The 18,253-nt window shown below is 52.3% G+C and carries 19 protein-coding genes and 1 riboswitch; of the genes, 13 read left to right on the top strand and 6 right to left on the bottom strand.

Annotated features, from left to right (window positions below):
* Positions 1-20: 20 nt before the first annotated feature.
* Positions 21-1,493: an aminotransferase class I/II-fold pyridoxal phosphate-dependent enzyme gene (locus DEP07_RS00775; protein ID WP_287101973.1), complete on the bottom strand. Its 1,473-nt coding sequence runs from the start codon at positions 1,491-1,493 to the stop codon at positions 21-23.
* A gap of 164 nt (positions 1,494-1,657) precedes the next feature.
* On the opposite strand from DEP07_RS00775, the gene DEP07_RS00770 reads away from it, so the two are divergent.
* A complete protein-coding gene (locus DEP07_RS00770) occupies positions 1,658-2,623 on the top strand; it encodes an NAD(P)H-dependent flavin oxidoreductase (protein WP_173597019.1) in 966 nt (321 codons plus the stop codon).
* A 150-nt stretch (positions 2,624-2,773) separates the two neighbouring features.
* Here the strand turns inward: DEP07_RS00770 and DEP07_RS00765 are convergent, their stop codons facing one another.
* Complete coding sequence (locus tag DEP07_RS00765; protein WP_287101972.1) at positions 2,774-3,400, bottom strand: YktB family protein; 627 nt, start codon at positions 3,398-3,400, stop codon at positions 2,774-2,776.
* A gap of 225 nt (positions 3,401-3,625) precedes the next feature.
* Between DEP07_RS00765 and DEP07_RS00760 the strand changes: the two genes are divergently transcribed.
* The 4 genes from DEP07_RS00760 to speD all read left to right on the top strand — a co-directional run bounded on the left by DEP07_RS00760 (position 3,626) and on the right by speD (position 6,540).
* Positions 3,626-4,225: a hypothetical protein gene (locus tag DEP07_RS00760; protein WP_122964953.1), complete on the top strand. Its 600-nt coding sequence runs from the start codon at positions 3,626-3,628 to the stop codon at positions 4,223-4,225.
* A 223-nt stretch (positions 4,226-4,448) separates the two neighbouring features.
* The gene (locus DEP07_RS00755) at positions 4,449-4,955 is read left to right on the top strand and encodes a DUF4446 family protein (RefSeq protein ID WP_122965469.1); all 507 of its coding nucleotides are present in this window, start codon (positions 4,449-4,451) and stop codon (positions 4,953-4,955) included.
* 347 nt (positions 4,956-5,302) lie between these two features.
* On the top strand, positions 5,303-5,899 hold the full coding sequence (locus tag DEP07_RS00750) for a hypothetical protein (RefSeq protein ID WP_063229710.1): 597 nt from the start codon (positions 5,303-5,305) through the stop codon (positions 5,897-5,899).
* Positions 5,900-6,135: 236 nt separating this feature from the next.
* Positions 6,136-6,540, top strand: coding sequence for an adenosylmethionine decarboxylase (gene speD / locus DEP07_RS00745; protein ID WP_063229709.1), 405 nt, complete (start codon positions 6,136-6,138; stop codon positions 6,538-6,540).
* Between the two features lie 69 nt (positions 6,541-6,609).
* On the opposite strand, the gene DEP07_RS00740 is transcribed toward speD, so the two are convergent.
* Positions 6,610-7,218, bottom strand: coding sequence for a YhcN/YlaJ family sporulation lipoprotein (locus DEP07_RS00740; RefSeq protein WP_122964954.1), 609 nt, complete (start codon positions 7,216-7,218; stop codon positions 6,610-6,612).
* A 136-nt stretch (positions 7,219-7,354) separates the two neighbouring features.
* Here DEP07_RS00740 and typA point away from each other — a divergent pair, with 136 nt between their 5' ends.
* Positions 7,355-9,196 (top strand): translational GTPase TypA, encoded by a 1,842-nt coding sequence (typA, locus tag DEP07_RS00735; RefSeq protein ID WP_173597020.1) that lies wholly within the window; start codon positions 7,355-7,357, stop codon positions 9,194-9,196.
* A 66-nt stretch (positions 9,197-9,262) separates the two neighbouring features.
* Here typA and DEP07_RS00730 read toward each other — a convergent pair whose 3' ends face one another.
* Positions 9,263-9,736 carry a glutathione peroxidase gene (locus DEP07_RS00730; RefSeq protein WP_122964957.1) on the bottom strand — a complete coding sequence of 158 codons (474 nt, stop codon included), beginning with the start codon at positions 9,734-9,736 and terminating at the stop codon, positions 9,263-9,265.
* Positions 9,737-9,972: 236 nt separating this feature from the next.
* Between DEP07_RS00730 and DEP07_RS00725 the strand changes: the two genes are divergently transcribed.
* The 3 genes from DEP07_RS00725 to DEP07_RS00715 all read left to right on the top strand — a co-directional run bounded on the left by DEP07_RS00725 (position 9,973) and on the right by DEP07_RS00715 (position 12,187).
* Positions 9,973-10,299: a YlaH-like family protein gene (locus DEP07_RS00725; protein ID WP_122964958.1), complete on the top strand. Its 327-nt coding sequence runs from the start codon at positions 9,973-9,975 to the stop codon at positions 10,297-10,299.
* A gap of 9 nt (positions 10,300-10,308) precedes the next feature.
* Complete coding sequence (locus DEP07_RS00720) at positions 10,309-10,581, top strand: hypothetical protein (protein WP_122964959.1); 273 nt, start codon at positions 10,309-10,311, stop codon at positions 10,579-10,581.
* Between the two features lie 229 nt (positions 10,582-10,810).
* Complete coding sequence (locus tag DEP07_RS00715) at positions 10,811-12,187, top strand: hypothetical protein (RefSeq protein WP_281868070.1); 1,377 nt, start codon at positions 10,811-10,813, stop codon at positions 12,185-12,187.
* 6 nt (positions 12,188-12,193) lie between these two features.
* On the opposite strand, the gene DEP07_RS00710 is transcribed toward DEP07_RS00715, so the two are convergent.
* Entirely contained in the window at positions 12,194-12,502 is a 309-nt protein-coding gene (locus DEP07_RS00710; protein ID WP_173597067.1) for a DUF5665 domain-containing protein, read from the bottom strand.
* Positions 12,503-12,676: 174 nt separating this feature from the next.
* Here DEP07_RS00710 and DEP07_RS00705 point away from each other — a divergent pair, with 174 nt between their 5' ends.
* From DEP07_RS00705 to DEP07_RS00695, 3 genes are all read left to right on the top strand, one after another.
* Entirely contained in the window at positions 12,677-13,132 is a 456-nt protein-coding gene (locus DEP07_RS00705; RefSeq protein WP_122964962.1) for a pyridoxamine 5'-phosphate oxidase family protein, read from the top strand.
* An 88-nt stretch (positions 13,133-13,220) separates the two neighbouring features.
* Positions 13,221-13,346, top strand: a riboswitch (SAM riboswitch).
* Positions 13,347-13,441: 95 nt separating this feature from the next.
* The gene (locus DEP07_RS00700) at positions 13,442-14,605 is read left to right on the top strand and encodes an aminotransferase class I/II-fold pyridoxal phosphate-dependent enzyme (protein WP_122964964.1); all 1,164 of its coding nucleotides are present in this window, start codon (positions 13,442-13,444) and stop codon (positions 14,603-14,605) included.
* Positions 14,602-15,792: a trans-sulfuration enzyme family protein gene (locus DEP07_RS00695; RefSeq protein WP_122964966.1), complete on the top strand. Its 1,191-nt coding sequence runs from the start codon at positions 14,602-14,604 to the stop codon at positions 15,790-15,792. The genes DEP07_RS00700 and DEP07_RS00695 overlap by 4 nt, the downstream gene beginning before the upstream one ends.
* 27 nt (positions 15,793-15,819) lie before the next feature.
* Here DEP07_RS00695 and DEP07_RS00690 read toward each other — a convergent pair whose 3' ends face one another.
* On the bottom strand, positions 15,820-16,431 hold the full coding sequence (locus DEP07_RS00690) for a YhcN/YlaJ family sporulation lipoprotein (RefSeq protein WP_122964967.1): 612 nt from the start codon (positions 16,429-16,431) through the stop codon (positions 15,820-15,822).
* A 197-nt stretch (positions 16,432-16,628) separates the two neighbouring features.
* Between DEP07_RS00690 and DEP07_RS00685 the strand changes: the two genes are divergently transcribed.
* Positions 16,629-17,963 carry a PhoH family protein gene (locus DEP07_RS00685; protein ID WP_122964968.1) on the top strand — a complete coding sequence of 445 codons (1,335 nt, stop codon included), beginning with the start codon at positions 16,629-16,631 and terminating at the stop codon, positions 17,961-17,963.
* Positions 17,964-18,253 lie beyond the last annotated feature (290 nt).

Here is an 18,253-nt window from a genome sequence, read left to right as displayed (position 1 = left end):
GGGATGCAAGTTCGGCGAGCTTATCCCGAAATGGCGGTTTGGCGTTTGATGACTTTGATCGTTTTCAGCGATTCGTCTTCCGGGCCTTGTACAGGAAGTCCGACACGAATGTTTTCCTGGATGTAGGCGATGTTTTCTTCGGTGATGACTTCTCCCGGCAAGAAAATCGGAATGCCTGGCGGGTAGACCATGATAAACTCGGTAGTTACGCGGCCTGCCGCTTCCACCAGCGGAATGGTTTCGGTTTCGGCATAGAACGCATCGCGTGGTGTCGTGGACAGCACCGGGATGTTCGGCAGGGAGATCGTTGGCTTTTCTTCTGCCTGCACGTGGGAAAACTCCACTGACAACTCACGCAGAGCGTTGACCAGCGCTTGAACGGAGTCTTCCGTATCCCCGGCGGTAACAAAACAGAGCACGTTGTACAAGTCGCTCATTTCCACTTCGATGTTGTACTTGTCGCGCAGCCAGTTTTCCACTTCCCAGCCCGTAATGCCAAGATCGCGGACGTGAATCAACAGCTTGGTCGGGTCCATGGCGTAGGTGGCAGGCTTCCCGAGAATTTCTTTGCCGACACAGTAGATGCGCGGAATCTCATTGATCATGTCGCGCGCTTTGTTCGCCAGCTGCATGGCCTGGTCAGCCAGCATTTTGCCGTTGAGCGCCAAGTGCTGACGGGCCATATCGAGCGAGGCCAGAAAAATGTACGAGGTAGACGTCGTCGTGAGCATGCTTAGCACTGTCTTGACGCGGTCGACATCGACCAATCCTTCGCGGACGTTGAGAATGGACGTTTGCGTAAGCGATCCGCCCAGCTTGTGAACGCTCGTTGCCGCCATGTCAGCCCCGGCTTGCATCGCTGAAATCGGCAACTCAGAGTGGAAGTGGATATGCACGCCGTGTGCTTCATCCACCAACACCGGAATTTCGTAGTTGTGGGCCGTGCGCACGATTTCGCGCAAGTCTCCGGCAATCCCGAAATAAGTAGGGTTGATGACCAGCAGGGCAGCCGCGTCAGGGTGGGCTTCCAGCGCTTTTTGCACGGCTTTCACTGTAATCCCGTGGGAAATCCCCAAACGCTCGTCCATCGCTGGATGAATGAAAATCGGTACCGCTCCGGCAAAAATAATCGCCGACATGACGGATTTATGCACGTTTCTCGGCACAATAATTTTGTCTCCAGGGCTGCACGTCGCCATAATCATCGCCATAATCGCGCCGCTCGTCCCTTGAACAGAGAAAAATGTATGGTCAGCGCCGAACGCTTCGGCAGCCAGTTCTTGCGCTTCTTTAATCATTGCTTTCGGATGGTGCAAGTCATCCAGCGGGGCAATGTTGATGAGGTCTATCGAGAGAGCGTTCTCCCCGATGAACTCGCGAAATGCCGGATGCATGCCCATACCTTTCTTATGGCCCGGAATGTGAAATTGAATCGGGTTCCGGTTGGCGTGCTCCAACAACCCGCTGAACAAAGGAGTTTTCATTTGTCTCACTACGATCGCCTCGCTTTACGAATCAAGAATAAAGGGGATAAAACAAACAAATTGAGTATAGCAAAATAGGGGGGGAAAGCAAGCGAATTTTTATTCATATTCGCGTGTGGCAGCAGGAGTTTCCTCTGGTAGCCGAGAAGCATAACAAAAATGGGGGGATGGGGATGAAAACAAGAGTAACGGAACTGCTGAAAATCGACCATCCGGTAGTTCAGGGCGGATTGGCCTATCTAGCATACGCAGAATTGGCAGCAGCTGTGTCAAATGCGGGAGGATTGGGACAGGTCACCGCGATGTCGCTGCCCTCGGCAGAAGCGCTGCGCGAAGAAATTCGCAAGGTGCGGCAGTTGACGGACAAACCTTTTGGCGTCAACTTCGCGATTGGCCAATACAACCGCCCTTATGAGGAGGCGCTGGAGGTTGCCATCGAGGAGGGCGTAGCAGCCATCTCCGTGACGGGAGGCAATCCCGAACCTCTTTTGCGCAGGCTGGACGGTCATCCGATCAAAAAGCTCGTGCTGGTCGCTTCCGTGCGGCAAGCGCAAAAAGCGGAAGCGATCGGGGCAGACGCGGTCATGGCGGTCGGACAGGAAGGCGGCGGCCACCTTGGACGCGATGATATCGGTACGTTCGTGCTGATTCCGCGCGTCGTGGACTCTGTAAACATTCCGGTGCTGGCAAGCGGCGGAATCGGTGACGGTCGCGGGCTTCTCGCCGCGCTCGCTCTCGGTGCCGAAGGGGTGGAGATGGGAACACGCTTCATCGCCACACAGGAATGCGTGCATGCCCATGAGGCGTACAAGCAGGCTCTATTGAACGGAACCGAGCAAGATACCGCCGTCATCAAAAGGACGCTGGGAGCCCCGGCGAGGGTCGTGCGCACGCCAGGATCGGACCGCATTTTGCAAATGGAAAAAGCAGGAGCCGGCTATGAAGAGCTGAAAAGCTTCATCAGCGGCGAAAATAACCGCACCTTTATTTACGAAGGCGACTGTGACAACGGCTTTGGCTGGGCTGGTCAAGTCATCGGCCTGATCGACGACATCCCGACCGTGCAGCAGCTGTTCGAGCGGATGCTGCAAGAGGTGGAAGGCGGACTTGGGCGATTGAACAGTCTTCAGGGCAGATAGGCAGGTAAGCGAGCCTATTTTAGAATGCCCGTTATTGTGCCGTCAGGGTGTGCCAAAAACAAAAGAACAGGCAAGCGCTTTTCAAAAGAAAGCGGACCTGTTCTTTTGCATATACCTTAACCAAATGCCAGGGAGGCGATAGATGAAAGGTTAACGACCGATTGTATACAGCTTGCCGAGGACGGTAAACGTGTTTTCGAGGCGTTCCAGCAAGGCTTCCGGATCGGCGAGCACGGGATCATGGCGATCAATCGTAATGCCGCAGAGCAGCTCCGCCTTTTTTACTTGAGCCAGCCTGTCCATCAGCTTTTTCACGCCGTCTCTGCCCAGTTCTGCCTGAGAATGGCTCGTTGGCTCCGTGTGGTCAGGCGACCAGTGGAACGTATCCGGCACGAGCGTCATGACCTCGTCGAGTTTGGACTGGAGCGACTGGCTGATCTCGGTTTTCGCCGGCGCTTCGTAAATCACGGCATACCAGACAAACAGGTGAGTCTGCCACAGCCCGATTTGAAAGTGGGGATGCTTTTTGTACCCGCGTTTGTCATTGGCCCAGGCAACCCACGTATCTTTTGGCGGGTTGACGGTACGGCGAGCGTGCTTGGCTACATGAAAAAACATCTCGTCCCCGGTTTTAAGCGACAAGACAGGCGCGAAATGATGGCCAAGCGCTTCAAGCTTGGGACGAACAATCGTTTTGATGGCGTCCATTCGCTGGTCGAGTCCATCAATGGCAAAAACGTCAAAGTCTTCCTGGTGAAAGCCGGAAAAAGCAGTCATGAAACAAACACCTCAATTTATCCATGATCGATCGCCATGCAAAAGAAAAGGGCGAACGTCCTTGTCAAGGGAGCTTGGAAACCTCCATATGATATCATACCACGCAGGAAAAAAATACTTGCCGGGATATGAATAGCAAAACCGAAGCGTGAATAATATGATATACCACTCACTCCCTTACAGCGAAAGTGAAATCTGAGTATTCTGTCAACGGGAGGGGCCTGGATGAATCTCGGCATGGAGTTGGAGTATTACAATCTCGCGGTTTGGTTTGATCGCAAAACATTGCACGCGATGGTGCAGGCCCTGGTGGAAGCGGGGGTGAGCGTCACGTGGAAGGAATCTCCCGAGCAGTTTCACCTCCTCGTGAATACCACAGACGGCCTTTCCGACTGGAAAATGCAGCGATTAAACGGGTCTTACAAGCTGCAAGTGGCAGGTGTTCCGGTGCATGACTCCCGCGTGGCGCTGGTGCTATACCGCTTCGTGGAGCAAGCCAAGGGGCACGCCATCATCAAGGTCACGTTTGAAGACTGCATCTTGGTGAAGCACGTCCAGTACGGCGAAGTCGTCAGAATAGTGGAAATTAAAGGAGCTGAGAAAACAATGATCTACGAAAAATTTTGCAACGTGACGATGGACCAGGTGATTGCTGCTTTGAAACGACGCGACTCAGAAGAACGGATTCCTGTCTTGCGCCTGGAGCTTGATTACGAATTGGCGACGTTGTTTGATGCGATACAGGCAGAAGATCAGACGCAAATTGGCAAATCCATGGAAATACTAAAACAGCTTCGTCGGGAAATGCTGCTGCTGGAAGCGTAGGTAGACTGGAGGATAACCATAGGACGATGAGTTTGACACATAGGCGTGCGAATTAAAAAAAGCGACATCTCACAATGGAGAGTGTCGCTTTTTTTGGTTGCGCAAATTTTAGTAATTCTTGTTTTGCCCAAGACTTTGTTTGAACGCCAGGCAATGCGGAGGTACAATAGAGGAGGTTTTGACTGCTTATACGCACGCACGTATCAGAAAGGAAGAAAATGTTTTGGAACCATTCCTATCCCAGACTTCCAATGTAGCGATTTTGCTCTTGGCGGTCATCGCGCTGACCCTGATTTTGCTGCTCGTCATCATCCTGCAATCCGTTCGCATCAACCGGATGCGCAAATCGATCAACAGGCTGATGACAGGTACCGGAGGAGCCAACCTGGAGGAAGGACTGCACAGATTGCTTGATCAGGTGGATGAAGTGAAAAAGCTGCAAAGTGATCAGCAGTTTACGATTAATCGCCTGTCGCAGCGCATTGCAGCCCAATGTGGCAAAGTAGCGATTATTCGCTACAACGCTTTTGGAGATGTCGGAAGCGATCTCAGCTTTTCCATGGCGATTTTGGACGATGCCCAAAACGGCGTGGTGATCACCAGTATTTTCGGCCGGGAAGAATCGCGCGTGTATGCCAAGCCGATTGAAGCGGGCGCATCCACTTACCATTTGTCCGAAGAAGAACAGGCCGCAATCAAAAAGGCGATGACTGCCAATCCTGGATTGTAACTCCTAGCGAATTCTTTTGAAACCGCAAGCATATGAATGATTCAGGGAGATCCTTTCGTCTCCCTGCGCTATATTGCAGATATTCGTTATTTTTGCGCAAATTCATCTGCTTTTTCATCAAGACTTTTGAGGGCGCCTGTTGTATAATAAAGGTGTCAAGGATGGCTTTTTTTCGGAAAAACAAAAAGTAGGTGATCCGCCTTCATTACCCAAATCGATTTTCGATTCGCGGGGCAAGGCCAGGTTCTACAGCGTTCCTTCGTTGACACTTAGCGTATCTCCTCTACATTTGGACACAGTTTGGTCGTAATCGGCCCACGGAAACCAAAAGAATTGAGGAGATATTTATGGCACAGCGTTTAGCAACCAACTACGCCAAGGCCTATTTTACGGTGAATGAAGAGGAGCTGAACCAATTCGTCTCGCTCTTCACCAATGAACACATTTCAGTCGATGTCAAAGTATGCGACAACGGCGACCGCGACGTGATTCTGACTGACCATAACGGCGAAATTCAACTGAGTTTTTGCCGTGCGGGCAACCGCTATTCCTGCGACAGCTCCTATCTCATTCGGGACAGACAGCTGGCAAACGCGATGCGAAAAGCGATGAAAACGTTTCGGGGCTACGGAATCGTCCACAGAATTTACGAAGGCTTCACCATGGTCTACCATTACGACCAAGGTTCTGTTGTAAGCATTCAGGAATTGTCTGGGGATGAGGAGACGTCCATCTTTGAAAATACCTCTCTGAACGCGGCGAGCGAGCTGGAGTCGTTGTTCCAGCAAGAAGGCAGCGAAAGAGAGATCGAGTCCTTGCGTCAGGAGACGGACCGCTGGCTGGATTTGCGAAATTGGGCAAAGGGAGCTGCGCCTGAGAAGCTTCCAGCAATCGATGCACGCTTAGTGTCATTGTCGCAGCGGCTGTTTGAATTAGAAGTGTAGGAACGTTCGAGAAAACGGGTGCCAGATGGTGCCCGTTTTTTTCTTGGACTTTTTCTTGAAAAGGGTATTGTCAAAGTAGGCAAATACATGGTATTGTTGTTTTCGTTGGAAACAGGATTAGGAACCAGGATTCACTTCAAAGGGTGGATAACAAGAGGGAAACCGCCCCCGTTAGTGAATGACGCAGGTCCTAGCGATGTTTAACATTACACTCGTTAGGAAGGGGGAACCGAAAGATGGAATACTCGACTTTCGGAAGACACGTTGCTGTTGACACATGGGGAGTTCAGTTTGACTTGTTGAACGACGCAGAATTTTTGAAAAAGGAAATGATTGAAGCTGCTGAGGCATGCGGAGCTACGGTGCTTAGCGTGCAAGCAAAGCAGTTTTCTCCTCAGGGTGCTACCGTACTGGTTCTTCTCTCGGAAAGCCACCTGTCCATTCATACTTATCCTGAGCGTGGTTTTGCTGCTCTGGATTGCTACACTTGTGGCGAGACAGTCGATCCGCAAGTTGCTATCGACTACTTGGTATCCGTGCTGAAGCCGGAGAAAACCTACGCGAAGAAACTCGTTCGCGGAATTGGTGAACTGCAAGTGATTGAGCCAGAAATCAAAGTGGCTGAAGTTGTGAGCAAGTAACAAACGGAAGAGTATTCAAGAGGTGCGGAACCACATTCCGCACCTCTTTTACGTGAGTGAGCGACATCATTACGGCTGTTTGACGGTCGCGCCCATATCGTGCAGGAGTCTGGTGAACTCCGTCGAGGTGTTCATCACTTTTTGTCCGGCCGTACCGCCTTCGTGCAAAAGATCGTTGGTGCGATTGGTGGCTTCCTGGTAAATTTGCGCATTGATCGCGCGTACCCGATCAAATACGGATGGCTCGGATGATACTTGCAGCTGCAAGGCAGGGGAAACTGCGCGGCAAGCCGAGTGCACCTGTTGCTCAATCACTTCTGCCTGGGGCTGGGCGAGGTTGTCGCGCACTTTGACGCCTATGACGGCGTCGTTGCCGCTGACGACCACTGTGGCCCGATCTACGCCGGGAACGTCGTCTGCCGCTTTCGTCAGCTGTTCAGCGAGGTTTTGATTGAAGCCGTTTGAGGTGTAGCCTTTCAGGTAGTTTTGCGCGTTGATTCCTTGTGTATAAGCGTTATGATCGTGCGCGATGCTGGATCGCGTCAGCGGTGTCTTCGAATACGAGCTGCTTTGCGTCTGCGCTCCTGTGTCGGGACCTGCTTTGGAAGTTGCGCACCCGACCAGCGCTGCTGCAATCAAACATAAGCCTGCTAAATAGCTCGGCCCTTTTTTCCTCATGGCAGACCACCTCCTGTCTATAGTATGGCGCTTGTGGCACATGCTAATCAGGAAGTGCTTTCCGTCAAAAAATGCCCATTGTGCCGGGTTTCACGACCTGTTAATATGGAAGGTATGCATAACAGAGGAGGTTCACATGAAGCGTCTTGACATACGCAACATCGCGATTATTGCCCACGTTGACCACGGGAAAACTACTTTGGTTGACAAGCTTTTGATTCAATCGGGCACATTCCGCAGCAATCAGCAGGTAGAGGAGAGAATGATGGACTCCAACGACCTGGAGCGGGAGCGCGGGATTACGATCCTGGCGAAAACGACATCCGTGAAATACAATGAGTTCACCATCAACATTTTGGATACCCCGGGCCACGCCGACTTCGGTGGCGAGGTAGAGCGGATCATGAGCATGGTGGACGGCGTTCTTTTGATTGTTGACGCATTTGAAGGCTGTATGCCACAAACGCGTTTCGTATTGAAAAAAGCGCTCGAAGCAAAAGTTACCCCAATCGTTGTCGTGAACAAGGTAGACCGCGACAATGCACGCCCTCAAGAAGTCATCAACGAAGTGTACGACCTGTTTATCGATCTGGACGCGACGGAAGATCAGCTGGAATTTCCGATCGTTTACGCTTCCGGTCTGCAAGGTATCGCAGGCATGGAGCCAGATAAGCTGGAAGGCGACCTTCGTCCACTCTTCGACACCATTGTTGAGCATATGCCTGCACCTGATGCCGACGAAGCGGCTCCACTCCAAATGCAAGTAACCATGCTGGATTACAACGACTTTTTGGGTCGTATCGGGATCGGCCGCATTTATCGCGGAACGATGAACGTAAATGAAATGGTATCTGTTACCACACGCGAAGGCGAAGTGAAAAAAGCGCGGATTCAAAAGCTGTTTGGCTTCTCCGGCTTGCAGCGCGTGGAACAAAAAACAGCAAGAGCGGGCGATATCGTAGCGATCGCAGGGATTGACGATATCAACGTCGGGGAAACGGTGTGCCATGCAGACCATCCAGACGCATTGCCATTGCTGAAAATTGACGAGCCAACGCTGCAAATGACTTTCCTGGTGAACAACAGCCCGTTTGCAGGTCGCGAAGGCAAGCACGTAACATCCCGCAAGCTGCGTGATCGCCTGATGGCGGAATTGGAGACAGATGTATCTCTTCGTGTCGAGGAAACAGATTCTCCAGATGCTTTCATCGTATCTGGGCGCGGCGAATTGCATCTGTCCATCCTGGTCGAAAACATGCGTCGCGAAGGCTTCGAGCTGGGCGTATCCAAGCCGGAAGTTATCGTGCGTATGGTCGATGGACAAAAAATGGAGCCGGCAGAGTTTCTCGTGATCGACGTACCGGAAGAGTACACCGGGCCAGTCATGGAGACGCTTGGCCAACGCAAGGCTGAGATGGTCAACATGATCAACAACGGCTTCGGTCAAGTTCGCCTGGAATTTATCATTCCATCCCGCGGTTTGATCGGCTACCGGACAGAGTTCTTGACGATTACTCGCGGCTACGGCATCCTCAACCACTCCTTCGACAGCTATCGTCCGCTGGTGCAAGGCGCGGTAGGTGGACGCCATGCCGGGGTGCTCATTTCCCATGAGACAGGCACAGCGACCACGTACGGACTGATGTCTGTAGAGGATCGCGGAATCATGTTCATCCAGCCTGGTACGGAAGTATACGAAGGCATGATCGTGGGCGAGCACAACCGCGACAATGACCTGACTGTGAACGTCTGCAAGGAAAAGCATGCGACAAACGTGCGTTCCGCAACGAAAGACGAGACGGTAAAAATGAAGACGCCACGTCTGCTGACGCTCGAAGAAGCTTTGGAATACTTGAATGACGACGAGCTGTGCGAGGTAACTCCGCATTCCGTTCGCCTGCGCAAAAAGTATCTGAACAAATCGGATCGTGAGCGCTATGAAAAACAAAGACGCTGGGAAGCACAACCGCAAGCCTAAGCGTGAATAACAAGAAAGCCGCTTTGCCCTGACCGGGACGAAGCGGCTTTTTTGACTTTGGTTGATCTACAAAAGACTTTCGATGTCGGCTGCAAGCTCTTCCGGTTGCACGCGGGCGCCGATGCGCTTGGCCACCTGTCCGTCCTTGTCGACGAGAAATTTTGCGAAGTTCCATTCGATATCTTCGCTTTCGCCTTCCGGTGCGTGTGCTTTCAGGTGCTGGTACAAAGGATGGGTGCCAGGGCCATTGACCTCGAGCTTGGCAAACAACGGGAAGGTCACGCCGTAGTGACTTTCGCAAAAGGAAGCGATCTCTGCTTCGCTGCCTGGTTCTTGACCCGCAAACTGGTTGCAAGGAAAGCCGAGCACGGCAAAGCCTTTGTCCTTGTATTTTGTGTACAGTTCCTGAAGTCCTTTGTACTGCGGAGTCAAACCGCACTGGCTGGCTGTGTTGACGATCAGAAGCACTTGTCCTTTGTAAGCGGCAAGCGTCGTCTCTTCTCCGGAAATCGTTTGGACGGCAATATCGTACAAGCTCATTGGATTCCCACCTTTTTGGCATACTTGACTTGTCCATCATAGCATGTTCGCCCAAAAATAGGCAGTAACTGGCGCGTGCCAAAGTGTGTGCCGATCTATTTTGACAAATGAAACGGTTACCTGATAAAGTAAAAAGGATACATAAAAATGTGGAAACAGAATAAGAGGATGCAAAAGAAACAGTCGATTCCCGCATGTGAAACGAGAAATCCTTTTGCGTTACAGGAGAGATCAGGATGGACTGGATACAGCTTGCTTCAACTTACGTACCCGCCAACCCGGATCAGCTCACGGCGTTTGACAGCTTCCGCCTGTGGGCAGACCATAACCGGGCTTGGATCTTGTTTGTGCAATTGATTATCGTGTACTACCTTGGATTTGCAACCCGCATTCGCATGCCGATTTTGAAAACATTGCTTTTGTACATTTTGCTGTTCGCAGGTGCGCTTATTTTTGCCATTCTTGATGTCCAGCTGCCGGTGAAGAGCGCGATGCTGGTTGCCATTGCGATTTTGGTCGTTGTGAAATTGCGCATCAAGCCGGAGCAAACAGAGCGAAAGTGAGGATTTCTCATGAAGCGTGAAGATGCCCTTTTTAACTGGCTGCAAATTCAGGTTGTGGCAGAAGCCCGCCCCGACGATCGGTCTGCGCTCGACACTGCCGCGTTTTTTGCCCAGCTGTTGCTGGAGGATCATGCCATCAGCGAGCTTTCGTACCGGGTGGAAAACGGCTGGTATCATTTGTCGGGCAAGCAGGAAGCGGGTGCGGTAGATAACCGCTATCCCGCGGAAGCGGTGGAGAGCCTGCTGGCTGCGATTGAAAACGAGCCGAAATTCAACTGTTGATGAGCGAAACAAAAAGACTCCCGAAGCCTTGGGGACGAATCCGAGGCTTGCGGGAGTCTTTTTTAATCCAGGTGCGGGTGATTAGCCTCAAAACAAACTGGTTCTGCAAGCGGAAAATGGGCCATTAGGAGTGGTTTTCTTCCGGATGCAACTTTTGAAAAAAATGCGCCGTCTGTATGGTTGCCCTGGGCACAGAGGGAATGACTGGCAGAATAGAGGGGGAACAACAATGAAAAAAATCATGACCAGGCCCGTTTTGGCTGTCGTAACAGCGGCGGGACTCATCGGTTGCCTGACACCGCTTCTGGCGGACGCAAGCTCGACAGGAGCAGCCGAAACATCCAAGGTAGTCATGAATGAGCAAGGACAGAAAGCGACCCGATATCAGCTCAAGGAGCTTGTCCAAAGCGATCCGGCTACGCTGAACACGCTCCTGAAAACACAGGCAGACCATCTGTACATTATCGTCGATAAAATTAATTTGAACGTAAAGTTGCAATCGTATATGGAAACGAACAAGGCGGAATGGGAGCGGATTTATCGCGACTACTACAACGACATCTGGCTGGAAGTGCGCAGCCCGAAAGCGGATGAGCAACTGGTCAGCGTGAGCGCCCAGACGAAAAGCGACAAGGTGTACATCAAAGGTCTTGTGACACCGGACGTGACCAAGGTGGTCGTGACCAAGCCGAACGGTGATATCATCGAGACGGTGCCGACCAGCGAGCACTCGTTTACCGTCAGCTTCCCTGCCGTCGGTACGTCCGCCGAGCAGTATGTGACTGTTCAGGCTTTTGCGGGAAGCGTGCTTGCCGACACGGAGAAAGTAAAGCTCGTAGCGCAAACGGAAGAGGACAAAAACAGGCTGCTCCATATGTTCACGGTTTATGACGCGAAAAAAGCAGAGTGGCAAGTCAAAGGGATTGTCAAGCACGGGGCGGAGCGGGTTGTCGTCACGTATAACGGCGTGCGAAAAGAGGCCAGCCTGAAAAAGCTGCTCGATAACGTTGACAGCTTCAGTGTGACTTTCGAGAATCCGACGACGGATGCCAAGAGCAGCAAGGCTGTGATCGAAGTGTATGAGGCCGGGAAAAAGGTGGACGAGGACTCGATTGCGATTGAGCCGAAAAAGACACCGGACAACAATCCGGCAGTAGACTACAGCATTGCGGGCACAGCTGTGCACGACATAAAGAAAAAGCAGATCGAACTGAAAGGTACCGTCAAGGGCTGGGACAAAAAGCAAAAGGCGAAGCTTTTCGCGATTAAACCAGACGGCAAGAAAAAAGAGATCAAGCCCAATGACAAGGGCGAGTACACGCTGGAATTGACGTACAAAGATCGCTCGTACACGGCCAAAGCGATTCAGCTTGAACTGTATGTAAAAGACAAGCTGGTCAAGCAAGCAGACATCGTCCTGAGCACGAAGGTCATCGTCGCGCCGCCTAAGCATGATGAGGATGAGAAGAAGCACAAGCATCCGAATGGCAAAGCGTACGGCTTCTGGAAGAAACACGATGGCAAATGGGACGATGACGATCGGGACGACGATGACCGCGATCGTGACGAAGATGACGACGATCGTGACAAAAAGAAAGACAAGTAGCTGCTGTTACGGCTGTTTGTAAGTCTGGACGTAATCGACCAGTTCGCGGATGTAGTCGCCGAGGATCGGGATCGAGAGAAATTGTGTCAGTAGCGAACCGAGCAGTGCGAGAACGATAGCAGTCCCAATCGTCAAACCAAGACCCCGGGCAAGACCTGCGAGGAAATTGATCCAGAGCAGCTTGCGCGGGGCTGTGTAATTTTGGATGACATCAGCAAGCCGGATATCCTCCAAAAACATGGCGATCTTATCCATGCGCTCGTTCATTTTCCGCACTTCCTGAAGCTCGTGGAGGACTTGATCTATTTTGTGCATGAGCCGATCTGTAGGCGTAGGAGCCACTTGTTTCAACCTCCTTGTTCCTGGAAGCATTGTTTTCTACCAGTTTAGGGAAAAAGCCGACCAGAATCAAGGCGGGGAGGAAAGGTTTGCCTCCGGCTTGCGGGAGGGGTACAATAGACGTACAAAAGTATACGAGGAGGCATCCGAATGGCTGAAACCGTATCCCAAACCTTATCGGAAGAACTGTTCGCGCTCCTGCAAAAAGAGCGCTTTGTGACGTTGGCCACAGTCGATCACGAGACAGGTGCGCCATCCGTCAGTTCCTTGTCCTGGACTTTTGCTGTGAACAGCGGACTCATCCGTTTTGCTGTAGACAGCCGCTCCCGCATTCTCGCCAATATCGCCAAAGAACCGCAGGTCGTGCTGCATTTGATCGGGGCAGGCTCTTCTTTTGCGATCAACGGGCGCGCCGAGCTGAAGGCAGAACGGCTGGAAGGGGTTCCCCTGAAGCTTGCGATGGCGGAGATTGCGATTGACTCTGTCAGAGACGTGATGTTTTACGGTTCGCGCATATCCGTAGAGCCTCAGTACGAAAAGACATACGACAAAAATGCCGCAGCGAAGCTGGACAATCAGGTCATGGACGCCTTGAAAAAAGCGTAGGCGCGGTTGTCACACTCTTGTGGAAAATCTTGTTGACAAGAAACAGCGCTATCCTTTAGTATTAGGTCATTCAAATTGAATAGCAAACTTCTTATCCAGAGAGGCGGAGGGACTGGCCCGATGATGCCCGGCAACCAATCACCTGTATGTTCGTTCATACGGGGAGATAATGGTGCTAATTCCTGCAGAGTTTTTTAACTCTGAAAGATGAGAAGGTCTTGCTTACGGCGACGTAAACAAAGCCTTCTTTCAGAGGAAAGGGGGCTTTTTTCATGCCCCTCGACATCATTGGAGGGAGAGAATTACGGTATGAGACTGGAAACAAAATTGATTCAGGCAGGCGTAGGCAAAGATGAGAAAACGGGTGCGGTGAGCTTCCCCGTCTACTACGCTACCGCTTATCGCCATCCGGCGCTGGGACAGAGCACAGGTTTTGACTATACGCGGACGGCGAATCCTACCCGTTCTGTTTTGGAAGAGACAATCGCTGAGGCAGAGGGAGGCGATGCCGGCTTTGCCTGCGCGTCCGGGATGGCGGCAGTCCATACGGTAATGGGGTTGTTTTCCCAAGGCGATCACCTCATCGTATCGCTCGATTTGTACGGCGGGACGTATCGCTTGTTTGAACAAGTGCTTTCCCGTTACGGGCTTGCTTTTACTTACGTAGATTTGCGCGATCTGGAAGCGGTGAAAAAGGCGCTGCGCGCAGAGACGAAAGCGATTTTCGTCGAGACGCCGACCAATCCGCTCATGCAGATTACAAATATTCGTGAAATAACCAGCCTGGCCAAGCAACACGGGCTTTTGACGATTGTAGACAACACGTTCATGACTCCTTATTGTCAACGCCCGCTAGAGCTTGGGGCTGATGTGATTTTGCACAGCGCAACGAAGTATTTGGGCGGACACAACGATGTGCTGGCAGGGTTGATCGTTACAAAGGGCGAGGAGTTGTCGGAAAAAATCCGGTTTTTGCACAATTCGATCGGCGCGGTGCTGGGGCCGCAGGATAGCTGGCTTCTGGTGCGCGGCATGAAAACGTTGGCGCTGCGCATGGACAGACACCAGTCGAATGCGCTCGCGGTAGCGAAAAAGCTGAAAGAACATCCAGCCGTTGCCGAAGTGTTTTATCCCGGACTGGAAGAGCATCCCGGGCATGAGATTCAGGCGAGCCAGGCGAGCGGATACAGCGGCATGGTTTCGTTCCGGGTACGCTCCCAGGAGCAGGTGGGCTTGTTTCTGCAAAATTTGCGCGTCGTCTCCTTTGCGGAAAGTCTTGGCGGGGTAGAGTCGTTGTGTACGTACCCGGCGACACAGACTCACGCAGACATCCCCGAGGAAGTGCGGGCGTATGTCGGCGTGTGCGATCGATTGCTGAGGCTTTCGGTGGGGATTGAACATCCGGATGATTTGATCGCTGATTTGTTTCAAGCGCTGGATGCAAGTCTCGTCGTTGGGGGGGCTGTTCGATGAATTTCGCGACAAAAGTTTTGCATGGCTCCACAGGCATCGATCCGTTTACAGGTGCGTCGTCGGTTCCGATTTACCAGGCTTCCACTTTTCATCAGTTTGATATCGATCAGCCGGGCACATACGATTACGCCCGCTCGGGGAACCCGACGAGACATGCGCTGGAAGAAGCGATCGCCGCACTCGAAGGCGGAGCGCGCGGGTTCGCCTTTTCTTCCGGCATGGCGGCCATTTCCAGTGTGTTCATGCTCTTTTCGGCGGGCGATCATATCGTGGTCGCGGAAGATGTGTACGGCGGCACTTTCCGTTTTCTGACGAGAGTGCTGTCGAGAATGGGAATTTCCGTCACGTTTGTGGATGCGACACAGACGGAAGCGGTGCGCGCGGCGATCACTCCGGCTACTAGAGGGGTCTATCTGGAAACTCCGTCCAATCCGACGTTGAAAGTGACCGATATCGCTGCCGTTTCCGCCATTGCGAAAGAGCATGACCTGCTCGTCATCGTGGACAACACGTTCCTGACGCCGTACTATCAGCGGCCATTGGAGCTGGGGGCGGATATCGTCATCCACAGTGCAACCAAGTTTATCGGCGGCCACAGCGACGTTGTTGCAGGTCTGGCGGTAACCCGCGATGAAGCGCTCGGCGAACAGCTGTACCTCATCCAAAACGGCATGGGAGCCGTTCTCGGCGTTCAGGATTGCTGGCTGGTCATGAGAGGGCTGAAGACGCTCAAAGCGCGTCTGGATGTCAGCACGAAGTCTGCCGGAGTTTTGGCGGAATGGCTTTCTTGCCACCCCGAAGTGAGCCGCGTCTACTATACAGGCTTGGCTGAGCATCCGGGACATCTCGTTCAGCAAAAACAGGCGAGCGGCCACGGCGCCGTATTGTCTTTTGACGTCGGGAGCCGCGAGCGGGCAAAAGCGTTGTTTGACCGCGTAAAGCTGCCGATTGTAGCGGTCAGTCTTGGCGCGGTGGAGACGATTCTCTCGTATCCGGTCATGATGTCGCATGCGGCTATGCCAGCAGAGGAGCGGCAAGCTCGCGGCATTACAGACGGTTTGATCCGGTTGTCCGCAGGTCTGGAAGACGCGGACGATTTGCTGGCAGACTTGAAACAGGCTTTGGAAGCACTGCCGCCTTTGCCATCCGCGATTCCAAGCAAAAAAGAGGCATACTCCCGGGTGTAACGACCCGGGGGCTATGCCTCTTTTTTCTTATGGAGTGCCAGTGCGATTTACGTTGATTTTTCCTTGCGGGGTACGCCCATCGTTGTTGATCTGTTGTTGCTGATTTTCCTGCGCCGGTGTTTCTTCGCGCCTTCTGACATCTCGCGGCAGTTGCGGAATGATCCGTCCGACGATGTCGGCCAATTCCTCTGCGAAGCCGGAGATCGGGTGGCCTCTGCGAATGTCTGCCGCCATTTCTTTCAGCCGCTGAACGATGTCCGGGTCGGCTGTTACGACGGCATTGGCCCCCTGCGGGTCTTCTTTCAGCGCTTCTGCCACAGTGTACTTGATGACGCCGACTTCCGGCCGATCCAATTGGGCGTCTACATCGATCCCGACGACGGCGTATTTGCCAATCACGACGGCTGTGGCGCCATTGACTTTTTTCACGCGAGTAGCCAACTGGACGAGACGGTCGGCGGTCGCCTGCGAAGATTGGTTGTAAGCTGGTTCCGGTGCCGTTTGCTGAACGCGCTGGGTATGGGGCGCTTGCTGTTGGTTGGGTTGTGGCGCAGCCTGGTTCGCTTTGTTGCCCGCCATGCACCCTGACAAAACAAGGCTCGCACCCAGGCAACCAATGATGATCCGTTTCACACGCATACTCCCTTTCCCCGTAGTGCCTCCGATCAGGAGGGCAGGTTACCTGTATTTTGTTCCCCTCCGCCCCATTTCATTCTGCCAAGGGTCGTCTATCTCTGTTCGACCGAACATAGACTGTAGTACATCACGTCGCCACAATTGAGCATCCCTCCAAAAATTGCATACCGTATATAAGAAGGGTAATAGGAGGCGAGATTTTGAAGAAAATCTACGTACTGGACACCAACGTACTCCTGCAAGATCCACGGGCGATGTTCTCTTTCGCTGACAACGAAATTGTCATACCCGCAGTGGTGTTGGAAGAAATCGATTCCAAAAAGCGGTACATGGATGAAATTGGCCGCAACGCACGGTACGTATCGCGGCTCTTTGACAGTTTTCGTGAGCTGGGTCATTTGCACAAAGGCATTACCCTGGAGACAGGCGGGCTCTTTCGGGTGGAGCTGAACCATTCTTCGCTCCATCAGTTGCAAAAGCAATTTACGGAAATGACGAACGACAACCGCATTTTGGCGGTCGCACTCAATTTGCAGGAGGAGGAGAACCAATCCCCACAGCCCAGACCCGTCATTTTGGTGAGCAAGGATGCGCTCATGCGTGTGAAGGCAGATGCCTTGAACATTTCAGCGGAAGATTTTCTTTCGGATCGCGTCGTAGGTGAATTTTCCAGCATTTACACCGGCTATCAAAAGATGATGGTAGCCTCGGAGATCATCAAGTCTTACTACGCGACGCGCAAGCTTCATCTGGCTACCTGTTTCCCTCGCTATCGCTTTTATCCGCACCAGTTTCTCGTATTGAAGGACGAGTGCAACCCGTCCATTTCCGCGATTGGAAAAGTAGACCCTGACGGCAAAACTTTGGAAATGCTTGTATCAGATGACGATCCGATTTGGGGCATCCGGGCCCGAAATGTGCAGCAAAGAATGGCGACAGAGCTGTTGCTGCGAGATGATATTCCGCTCGTGACCATGACGGGGAAGGCGGGAACAGGCAAGACGTTGCTGGCTTTGGCTGCGGGGCTGCTGCAGATTGAAGATCAGCAAAAGTACAAAAAGCTGTTGGTAGCAAGACCTATCGTTCCTTTAGGAAAAGACATCGGTTATTTGCCCGGCGAGAAAGAAGAGAAATTGCGGCCGTGGATGCAACCGATTTATGATAATTTGGAATATTTATTCAACACAAAGCGCCCAGGCGATCTCGACAAAATTTTGGCGGGAATGGGCAGCTTGCAAGTAGAAGCGTTGACCTACATTCGCGGCCGCTCCATTCCGGGACAGTTTATCATTATTGACGAAGCGCAAAACCTGACCAAGCACGAGGTAAAAACGATTTTGACCAGGGTAGGCGACGGCTCGAAAATCGTTTTGATGGGCGACCCGGAACAGATCGACCATCCGTATTTGGACGAAAGCAACAACGGTCTGACTTATGTAGTGGAAGTATTCAAAGACCAGAAGCTGGCCGGGCATATCCGCTTGGAAAAAGGCGAGCGGAGCGTGCTTGCACAACTCGCGGCCGATTTGTTGTAAAAAGCGTGTATGAAAATCGTTTTGCGGACCATACTATAGTTGTCGAGCCCGTCAGATTCATGTAGCAAACGGCGAAATGCCTTGCAGGAGGCGAAGATCCGTGGATAATCATGAATTAGCAATCGACGAAAGTCGAATGGAAATAAGCCGAGTTCTTGGGTAACCTAATCTCTTCAGGGAGGTTGAAGTGCCAAAGAGAATAACCGGTAAAACCCCATAAGCAATCGGGCTCGACAAAGAACCGCTCCCAATCTGGGGGCGGTTTCATTTTTGGTGCGCCACGCATGGCG

The organism is Brevibacillus sp. (assembly GCF_003521185.1).
In the GTDB taxonomy this organism is placed as follows: domain Bacteria; phylum Bacillota; class Bacilli; order Brevibacillales; family Brevibacillaceae; genus Brevibacillus; species Brevibacillus parabrevis.
The sequence above is the reverse complement of the archived record's forward strand: the minus strand, read 5'-3'. Positions and strand labels throughout refer to the sequence as shown.